Source organism: Klebsiella sp. KE9456 (assembly GCF_043832615.1).
Lineage (GTDB): Bacteria > Pseudomonadota > Gammaproteobacteria > Enterobacterales > Enterobacteriaceae > Klebsiella > Klebsiella indica.
Window position 1 is genome coordinate 17,248 of record NZ_JBDYQK010000039.1, and the last position, 9,118, is coordinate 26,365.

The 9,118-nt window shown below is 50.4% G+C and carries 11 protein-coding genes; 6 read left to right on the forward strand and 5 right to left on the reverse strand.

Features of this window, described 5'->3' with window-relative positions; translation table 11 throughout:
* Window positions 1-54: 54 nt before the first annotated feature.
* From trkA to def, 4 genes are read right to left on the reverse strand one after another with little or no spacing between them, the layout of a single operon-like run.
* Window positions 55-1,431: a Trk system potassium transporter TrkA gene (gene trkA / locus ABK821_RS24160; RefSeq protein ID WP_138361773.1), complete on the reverse strand. Its 1,377-nt coding sequence runs from the start codon at window positions 1,429-1,431 to the stop codon at window positions 55-57.
* Between the two features lie 21 nt (window positions 1,432-1,452).
* Entirely contained in the window at window positions 1,453-2,739 is a 1,287-nt protein-coding gene (gene rsmB, locus ABK821_RS24165) for a 16S rRNA (cytosine(967)-C(5))-methyltransferase RsmB (protein WP_138361772.1), read from the reverse strand.
* A gap of 52 nt (window positions 2,740-2,791) precedes the next feature.
* Complete coding sequence (fmt, locus tag ABK821_RS24170) at window positions 2,792-3,739, reverse strand: methionyl-tRNA formyltransferase (RefSeq protein ID WP_138361771.1); 948 nt, start codon at window positions 3,737-3,739, stop codon at window positions 2,792-2,794.
* A gap of 14 nt (window positions 3,740-3,753) precedes the next feature.
* Complete coding sequence (gene def / locus ABK821_RS24175) at window positions 3,754-4,263, reverse strand: peptide deformylase (protein ID WP_138361770.1); 510 nt, start codon at window positions 4,261-4,263, stop codon at window positions 3,754-3,756.
* A 129-nt stretch (window positions 4,264-4,392) separates the two neighbouring features.
* Between def and dprA the strand changes: the two genes are divergently transcribed.
* From dprA to ABK821_RS24205, 6 genes are read left to right on the forward strand one after another with little or no spacing between them, the layout of a single operon-like run.
* Complete coding sequence (dprA, locus tag ABK821_RS24180) at window positions 4,393-5,517, forward strand: DNA-protecting protein DprA (protein WP_138361769.1); 1,125 nt, start codon at window positions 4,393-4,395, stop codon at window positions 5,515-5,517.
* On the forward strand, window positions 5,489-5,962 hold the full coding sequence (gene smg / locus ABK821_RS24185; protein ID WP_138361768.1) for a DUF494 family protein Smg: 474 nt from the start codon (window positions 5,489-5,491) through the stop codon (window positions 5,960-5,962). The genes dprA and smg overlap by 29 nt, the downstream gene beginning before the upstream one ends.
* Before the next feature lie 26 nt (window positions 5,963-5,988).
* Complete coding sequence (locus tag ABK821_RS24190; protein WP_138361767.1) at window positions 5,989-6,540, forward strand: type I DNA topoisomerase; 552 nt, start codon at window positions 5,989-5,991, stop codon at window positions 6,538-6,540.
* Window positions 6,504-7,109 (forward strand): L-threonylcarbamoyladenylate synthase type 1 TsaC, encoded by a 606-nt coding sequence (gene tsaC / locus ABK821_RS24195; RefSeq protein ID WP_185929291.1) that lies wholly within the window; start codon window positions 6,504-6,506, stop codon window positions 7,107-7,109. Before ABK821_RS24190 ends, tsaC begins: the two co-directional genes overlap by 37 nt.
* Window positions 7,110-7,112: 3 nt before the next feature.
* On the forward strand, window positions 7,113-7,931 hold the full coding sequence (gene aroE / locus ABK821_RS24200; protein WP_343179073.1) for a shikimate dehydrogenase: 819 nt from the start codon (window positions 7,113-7,115) through the stop codon (window positions 7,929-7,931).
* Complete coding sequence (locus ABK821_RS24205; protein ID WP_138361764.1) at window positions 7,928-8,185, forward strand: DUF1488 domain-containing protein; 258 nt, start codon at window positions 7,928-7,930, stop codon at window positions 8,183-8,185. The genes aroE and ABK821_RS24205 overlap by 4 nt, the downstream gene beginning before the upstream one ends.
* Here ABK821_RS24205 and ABK821_RS24210 read toward each other — a convergent pair.
* Window positions 8,161-8,715: a gamma carbonic anhydrase family protein gene (locus ABK821_RS24210; protein ID WP_138361763.1), complete on the reverse strand. Its 555-nt coding sequence runs from the start codon at window positions 8,713-8,715 to the stop codon at window positions 8,161-8,163. The genes ABK821_RS24205 and ABK821_RS24210 overlap by 25 nt on opposite strands.
* Window positions 8,716-9,118 lie beyond the last annotated feature (403 nt).

Below are 9,118 nucleotides of genomic sequence, written 5' to 3' on the forward strand. Positions count from 1 at the left end.
ATTATCCATTAAGTAATAAGGGATAAAAGAACGCATCTGGCTGATGTCTGAAAACTATAGAAAGAAAGGACTAGGTTGGAAAAGCCTCTCAACGTCAGAAATGAATTTTTTGTCTGTCAGGAACATAATGACGTGATCACCCTGCTCAATACGCAGGTTGTTATTCGCGATCATGACATCATTGCCGCGTACTACCGCTCCAATAATTGTACCGGGGGGAAGCTTAATCTCATCGATAGAACGACCAACAACCCTTGAAGTACTTTCATCACCGTGTGCTACGGCTTCAATGGCTTCAGCGACGCCGCGGCGTAGCGAAGAAACGCCGACGATATCGGCTTTGCGCACATGGCTGAGCAGTGCGGAAATCGTGGCCTGCTGCGGTGAAATTGCAATGTCGATCACGCTCCCCTGAACCAGATCAACATAGGCCCGGCGTTGGATTAGCACCATGACTTTTTTGGCGCCCATGCGTTTAGCGAGCATTGCCGACATAATATTGGCTTCGTCATCATTGGTGACAGCAATAAACAGATCAACCTGATCAATATGCTCTTCAGCCAGTAGTTCCTGATCTGAGGCATCACCAAAAAAGACAATTGTATTCTGTAATTTTTCAGCAAGTTCCGCAGCACGTTGCTGATTTCGCTCAATAAGTTTGACGCTGTAATCTTTTTCCAACCGATGAGCAAGCCCTGCCCCGATATTTCCGCCACCAACCAGCATGATTCGCTTATAAGGCTTTTCGAGACGCTGAAGTTCGCTCATTACTGCACGGATATGCTGGGATGAAGCAATGAAAAAAACCTCATCTCCGGCTTCGACGATTGTTGAGCCTTGTGGCCTGATAGGCCGATCGTGACGGAATATCGCGGCAACGCGGGTATCAATATGCGGCATGTGTTCGCGCATCGTTGAAAGCGCATTTCCAACCAGAGGACCACCGTAGTAGGCTTTAACGACCGCCAGGCTGACTTTGCCCTCGGCAAAGTTAACCACCTGCAATGCGCCGGGATATTCGATCAGGCGATAAATGTTATCAATGACCAGCTGTTCAGGTGCGATTAGATGGTCAATCGGAACTGCTTCTGAATGAAAAAGCTTATCGGCATCGCGGACATAATCTGGCGAGCGGATACGGGCGATACGATTTGGCGTATTGAAGAGTGAATAGGCCACCTGGCAAGCCACCATGTTGGTTTCATCAGAGCTAGTCACGGCAACCAGCATATCCGCATCATCCGCGCCGGCTTCGCGCAGCACCCGGGGATGCGAACCATGCCCCTGAACGACACGCAGGTCGAATTTGTCCTGCAGACTGCGAAGACGGTCGCCATTAGTGTCAACCAGGGTAATGTCATTGTTCTCTCCGACCAGGTTTTCAGCCAGCGTGCCGCCGACCTGCCCGGCGCCCAGAATGATAATTTTCATCAGTCGCGACCCGTTATCTCATCACTTTTTGATTAGCTTAGCGTAAAAGAAGCCATCGCCTTCTTCCGCGCCTGGCAGATTTTGCACGCCCGGTTGAGCGAGGGTTCCGGTGCCGGTCAGGGTGGCGTCCGGGGTGCGCTGTAAAAAGGCCTGAATCTGTTGGCTATTCTCTTCCGGCAGGACGGAACAGGTTGCATAGACCAGTGTTCCTCCTGACTTTAAATGTGGCCATATGGCATCCAGAATTTCCGACTGTAATTTTGCCAGTTCAGCAATATCACGATCGCGGCGTAGCCATTTTATGTCCGGGTGACGACGAATGACGCCGGTGGCTGAGCAAGGAGCATCCAGCAGAATACGGTCAAATTTCTGCTCGCCACACCATTGCGCGGGATACCGACCATCGCCCTGTTTGACGGTTGCCTTCATCCCCAGACGTTTAAGGTTATCGTAAACGCGTGAAAGACGCTGTTCGTCGACATCGACAGCCAACACCTGCGCTTCTGGCGCGGCTTCGAGTATATGCGTTGTTTTCCCCCCCGGTGCGGCACACAAATCCAGGATTTGCTCGCCGTTTTGTGGGGCGAGGAAGCTAACACAGCCTTGCGCGGAAGCATCCTGAACCGTAACCCAACCCTTTTCAAAACCGGGTAAAGCGTGAACCGGCACCGGAGACTCAATACGCAGGGCGTCAGGATAGGCCGGGTGGGGAAAACCATTCATTCCCGCCTCCTGCAATAACGTGAGCCAGCCATCGCGTGAATGATGTGTACGGTTCACACGTAGCCACATTGGAGGACGTTGGTTGTTGGCTTCGACAATCGCTTCCCATTGGGTGGGCCAGGCGTTTTGCAGACGTTTTAGCAGCCAGGATGGATGCAGAAAACGCGCCTCGCTGGTTGCAAACTCAGCCAGCAACTCTTCCTGCTGGCGCTGAAACTGGCGCAAAACGCCATTGATCAGCCCTTTAAGCTGTGGGCGCTTAATAGCAACAGCGCCTTCAACCGTTTCCGCGAGGGCCGCATGTGGTGGAATTCGTGTGTGCAATAGCTGGTAAAACCCTACCATGATCAGGTAATGCACGGTACGTTGCTTACCGGTCATTGGGCGAGACATTAATTGATTAATCAGCCACTCCAGCTGCGAAAGGGTGCGCAACACGCCAAAGCACAGCTCCTGAAGTAGCGCTTTGTCTTTATCGGAGACTTTTTGCTGGAGTGGTGGCAGGACATTACTTAAGGATTGCCCTTGCTCAACGACCTGCTCAACGGCCTGTGCCGCCAGACTGCGTAAATTTTGTTTTTTCATAACCGCAAAAATAAAAATGCCCGGTAACACCGGGCGTAGTAAGACGTGACCGTCAGGCCAGACGGTTGCCAGGAATAAACCATTCCCGACGTGAATTTAAAAGATCCTGCGCGCTCATTGCCTTCTTACCTGCGGGTTGAAGGGAGAGCAGGTTCAGGATGCCGTTGCCGGTCGCAACCTGAATGCCTTGTTTAGTCGCGTCAAGAATGGTGCCCGGTTCCGCTTGCGTTACCCGCTCTATCACTGACGCCTGCCACACTTTTACCGGCTGACCGTCAATTTCCATCCAGCTCATCGGCCAGGGATTAAAGGCACGGATGCAGCGTTCAAGCTGTGCAGCAGAGAGAGACCAGTTCATACGCGCCTCTTCTTTGCTGAGTTTTTCAGCGTGAGTGGCCAGGGCGTTGTCCTGTACTTCTGGCTTCGTGGTACCGTTTTCTAACTGTTTCAGCGTTTCAATCAGCCCCTGCGGGCCAAGATCCGCCAGCTTGTCATACAGCGTGCCGCTGGTGTCTTCTGCGGTGATTGGACAGGCAAGTTTATAGAGCATATCGCCAGTATCCAGACCCACATCCATTTGCATGATGGTGACGCCCGTTTCGGCATCACCAGCCCAAAGTGAACGTTGGATCGGCGCTGCGCCACGCCAGCGCGGGAGCAGGGAACCGTGAACGTTGATGCAGCCGAGTCGGGGCATATCCAACACCGCTTTTGGCAGAATCAGGCCATACGCCACCACGACCATTACGTCAGCGTGTAAGTCTGCGACTAAATGCTGATTTTCTTGTGGACGCAGGGAGGCAGGCTGAAAAACCGCTAGTCCTTTCTCTTCCGCCAGCACTTTCACCGGGCTGGGCATCAGCTTTTTACCGCGTCCTGCCGGGCGGTCGGGTTGGGTAAACACGCCAACGACGTTGTGTCCAGAAGACAACAGCGCGTCAAGATGACGCGCTGCAAAGTCAGGTGTACCCGCAAAAATAATACGTAGTGAGTCTGACACGTGGGTTTCTGTCCTTAAGCTCGGGCTTTCAGTCGATCGAGTTTCTCAACTTTCTGACGAATACGCTGTTGCTTCAGCGGCGACAGATAATCGATAAACAGCTTACCGACCAGATGATCCATTTCGTGCTGAATACAGATAGCCAACAGACCGTCGGCCTCCAGCTCAAAAGATTTACCGTCGCGGTCGAGTGCGCGAATTTTTACTTTCTCTGCTCGCGGCACTAAAGCTCTCTGTTCCGGAATAGACAGGCAGCCTTCTTCAATCCCCGTTTCACCGCTTTTTTCCAGCAGTTCCGGGTTGATTAATACCAGACGTTCATCGCGGTTTTCCGAAACATCAATTACGATGATACGTTGATGAATATCGACCTGCGTCGCCGCCAGACCAATACCTTCTTCTGCGTACATCGTCTCGAACATATCATCGACGATGCGCTGAATTTCTGCATTTACTTTTTCTACCGGCTTTGCGACTTTGCGAAGACGCTCGTCCGGAATATGTAACACTTGCAAAACTGACATAGTTATCCAGAGTTGTGTTCAGGAGTTAGAAAGACTATGACTTCTATTCTAGACAAAACCCCCTCCAATTGACAGTCTCGCTGACCAATCGCAAAGATTGTCAGAGCCGCTTGTGGCAGGGGAATAGGGATGACGCCAAAGGAAATTTGGTTACGTTTGATGAGGGTGAGCAGCCTGTATGGCGAGGCTGCCATCATGGTTGCCCGCCAGTTGCGTTCAAGTTCAACATTAGATTATGAGAATCTGCGTGCCTGTGGTCTAAATTCTGTGCAGTCTCAGCATTTTCTCGGTGTTAGCCAGAGTGAGGTTGATGCAACGTTGCAATGGCTGGAACGACCAAATTGTCATCTACTCACTGCTGATGAGCCTCTTTATCCCCCCCAGTTGCGAGCCATTGTCGATTTTCCCGGTGCGGTTTTTGTATGTGGAGATCCTGCATTACTGAGTTGCCGACAGTTGGCGATCGTTGGAAGCAGGGCACATTCGTGGTATGGCGCTCGTTGGGGAAAGTTATTTAGCAAGGTTTTAGTTCGATATGGCGTCATTATCACTAGCGGATTGGCGTTAGGAATTGATGGTATTGCTCATCGTGGCGCGCTGGAAGGGAAAGGCAAAACGATTGCTGTTTTGGGGAATGGTCTAAGCAAGATCTATCCTCGCCGTCATCAGGCATTAGCAGATCAGATTATTCATACTGGCGGCACCATACTTTCTGAATTTCCGCTGTTTACTCCTCCATTACCCTGTAATTTCCCACGTCGTAACCGGATTATTAGTGGGTTAAGCGCTGGCGTACTGGTTGTCGAAGCAGCACTGAAAAGTGGCTCATTAGTGACAGTTCGTTGTGCTCTCGATCAGGGAAGAGACGTTTTTGCCATACCGGGACCGATTGGGAGCCCGGGCTCGGAAGGTCCCCACTGGCTCATCAAGCAGGGCGCAATTCCCGTGACGACACCGGAAGACATCGTTGAATATTGGCAGGATGAATGGTCATGTGTTCTCAATAAAGCGGATAGCGTAAATAATTGCGACGATCCGCCATTTGTGGCATTGCCATTTCCAGAGCTCCTGGCTAACGTAGGAGATGAGGTAACACCTGTTGACGTTGTCGCTGAACGTGCCGGCCAATCTGTGCCAGTAACCGTAGCCCAGCTACTTGAACTGGAGTTAGCAGGCTGGATCGCAGCTGTACCCGGCGGCTATGTCCGATTAAGGAGGGCAAGCCATGTTCGACGTACTGATGTATTTGTTTGAGACTTATATCCATAACGAAGCTGAAATGCACGTGGACCAGGATAAGCTGACTCGGGATCTTACCGATGCTGGTTTTGAACGAGAGGATATTTATAACGCGCTGATGTGGCTCGAAAAACTGGCTGATTACCAGGAAGGGCTTGTTGCGCCGATGCTATTGGCTTCTGACCCACTCTCGTTGCGGGTGTATACCGATGAGGAGTGCCAGCGTCTGGATGCGAGTTGCCGGGGTTTTTTACTCTTCCTTGAACAAATTCAGGTGCTGAATCTCGAAACGCGGGAAATGGTGATAGAGCGGGTGCTGGCGCTGGATACAGCAGAGTTTGATCTTGAGGATCTGAAGTGGGTCATCCTGATGGTGTTGTTCAATATTCCAGGCTGCGAAAATGCCTATCAGCAAATGGAAGAATTACTCTTTGAAGTAAATGAAGGTATGCTGCATTAATATTTTGCCGCGACATTAGAGTTGTTATGACCAAATCAGCACTGTTTTCGGTGCGTAAAAACGAGCCTTGCCCCCAGTGTGGTAGGGAACTGGTGATACGCTCCGGGAAACATGGCCCTTTTCTCGGCTGTTCACATTATCCAGATTGTGATTATGTCCGTCCTCTGAAAAATCAGGCGGACGGACATGTTGTAAAAGTCCTGGAGGGACAGTCTTGTCCGTTATGCGGAGCTGTACTGGTATTGCGCCATGGGCGCTTTGGTATGTTTATTAGTTGTAACCGCTATCCAGAGTGTGGGCATACTGAACTCATTGACAAACCGGATGAGACCGCAATAGTCTGCCCGGCGTGTCGTCAAGGGCATCTGGTCCAGCGGCGCTCGCGCTTCGGTAAAAATTTCTATTCTTGCGATCGTTATCCTGATTGCCAGTTTGTTATTAACTTCAAACCGGTAGTGGGCGAATGCCCTGAATGTCATTACCCGTTACTTATCGAAAAGAAAACGGCGCAGGGCGTTAAGCGTTTTTGTGCCAGTAAACAATGTGGAAAGCCGGTACCGGCGGAACAAAATCAGTGAATAATTACCAGCCTTCAGAAATCATCGCACATGCTTTGACGGTTCTTAATAATGAGCACGTCATTGCGTATCCTACGGAAGCCGTTTTTGGTATTGGTTGCGACCCCGATAGCGAAAATGCCGTCATGCGCCTGCTGGCGCTTAAACAGCGGCCTGTTGATAAAGGTCTCATTCTGATTGCCGCTGACTTTGAGCAACTGAAGCCGTATATTGACGATACGCGGCTTAGCGATGAGCGGCGTGCCGCTATTTTTTCCTGCTGGCCTGGACCGGTAACTTTTGTCTTCCCTGCCCGGCCTTCAACGCCGCGTTGGCTAACTGGACGCTTCGATTCGCTGGCGGTGAGGGTAACGGCTCATCCACTGGTGGTGGAATTATGTAAGGCTTATGGTAAACCACTGGTTTCTACCAGCGCGAATTTATCCGGCGAGCCGCCGTGCCGTACTACAGATGATGTTTATAAACAGTTTGGTGCTGGTTTTCCTGTCATTGAGGGGGCAACCGGTGGGCGTCAAAACCCTTCCGAAATTAGAGATGCCTTGACGGGCGAACTCTTCCGCCAGGGATAATCTATGAAAACCTATGCAGTATTTGGGCATCCGATTGCTCACAGCAAATCACCTGCTATTCATCAACTGTTTGCACAGCAACTGCGGATTACGCATCCTTATGGGCGCATCCTGGCGCCTCTCGACGGCTTTGTAGAGACTCTTGACGCTTTCTTTCATCAAGGGGGAAAGGGCGCGAATATTACAGTTCCTTTTAAAGAGGAAGCTTTTGCACGGGCTGATGAGCTTACCGAACGTGCGGCGCTGGCGGGAGCGGTAAATACCTTGAAACGGCTGAAAGATGGTCGTTTGCTGGGGGATAATACCGATGGCGTCGGGTTGCTGAGCGATTTGGAGCGGCTTAATTTTATCAGGCCTGGGTTTCGGGTTTTGCTCATTGGTGCAGGCGGTGCTTCACGGGGGGTATTGCTTCCTCTTTTGTCGATGGATTGCGCTGTCACTATTGTGAATCGTACTTTTTCTCGTGCACATGAGCTCGCAACGCTGTTTGCTCATACCGGAAGCGTCCGCGCTTTGGCTACAGATGCATTAAATGGGCAGGCGTTCGATCTCATTATTAATGCCACATCCAGCGGTATTGACGGAGATGTTCCTGCGATCCCCGTTACATTGATTAATGCCGATGTCTATTGTTATGACATGTTCTACCAGAAAGGCGATACACCATTTGTCGGATGGTGTCAGCAGCATGGTGCTAAAAATTGCGCCGATGGGTTGGGAATGTTGGTGGCGCAAGCTGCGCACTCGGTACTCTTGTGGCATGGCGTCCTGCCAGAAATTGATCCGGTTATTCAGGCTTTGCATAAGGAATTGAATGCGTGAATCAGGCTATTCAATTCCCCGACAGGGAAATGTGGGATGAAGAGCGCCAGTGTATCGCTTTTCCGGCGTTAGTTAACGGCATACAGTTAACTTGTGCCTTAACATTGACGACACTTCAGGAGCGTTTTGGTGGTGAAGCGCCAGAACAATGGTTGGCCGCCTTTCGTGAGCATCGCTGGGATCTGGAAGACGAAGCTCACGAGCTAATTTGCGACCAGCAAGAAGATGCTCAAGGATGGGTCTGGTTTTCCTGAGAAAGATAATCATCTTTCCATTTTACATAGTTATTTGCTGAATATATTAATCCGGCAACCTCCGCCTCCGTCAGGGGGCGTATTTGTTTTACTGGGTTGCCAAAGTAAAGATAGCCACTTTCAAGACGTTTGTTCTGCGGTACCAGGCTGCCAGCACCAATTATGACATCATCTTCCACAACTACACCGTCCAGCACAATTGACCCCATGCCGACCAGTACACGATTACCGATGGTACAGCCGTGCAACATCACTTTATGACCCACCGTAACATCTTCACCAACAACAAGTGGATTGCCCTGAGGATTATACGAAGACTGGTGGGTGACATGTAAAACGCTTCCATCCTGGATGTTGGTTCGAGCGCCAATTTCCACATAATTCACATCGCCGCGAATCGCGACCAGCGGCCAAATACTGACATCATCAGCAATTCTGACATCGCCGATGACGACGCTACTGGCGTCGATCATCACGTTTTGACCTGTTTTCGGGAATAATTCTTTGTAACGACGTAAATTGACGGACATGTTTACCTCAACAAACAACTAAGGGGGACGCAGAGACTTTGGTTGCTTTTGAGGCTGTCTGCAAGTCTTTATAGTGGTAAAAGTTGAGCGATTTGGCGAACAACACGGCGAAAAGGGTGAAAAAACAGCATCTGGGAAAAAAGATCGAAAAAAGGCTTGTGCAAAAGAATGGGATCCCTATAATGCGCTCCCACTGACACGGCAGAAGTGAATCACTTCACAAACAATCCGGTCGGTTGCAGAGAAAAATCCTTAAATAACGGGTTGACTCTGTAAGAGGAAAACGTATTATACGGGACCTCGCGACAGAGCGCTGAAGCGCGTCGCAACTGCTCTTTAACAATTTATCAGACAATCTGTGTGGGCACTCAAAGTGACATGGATTCTTAATGTCTTCGGACAA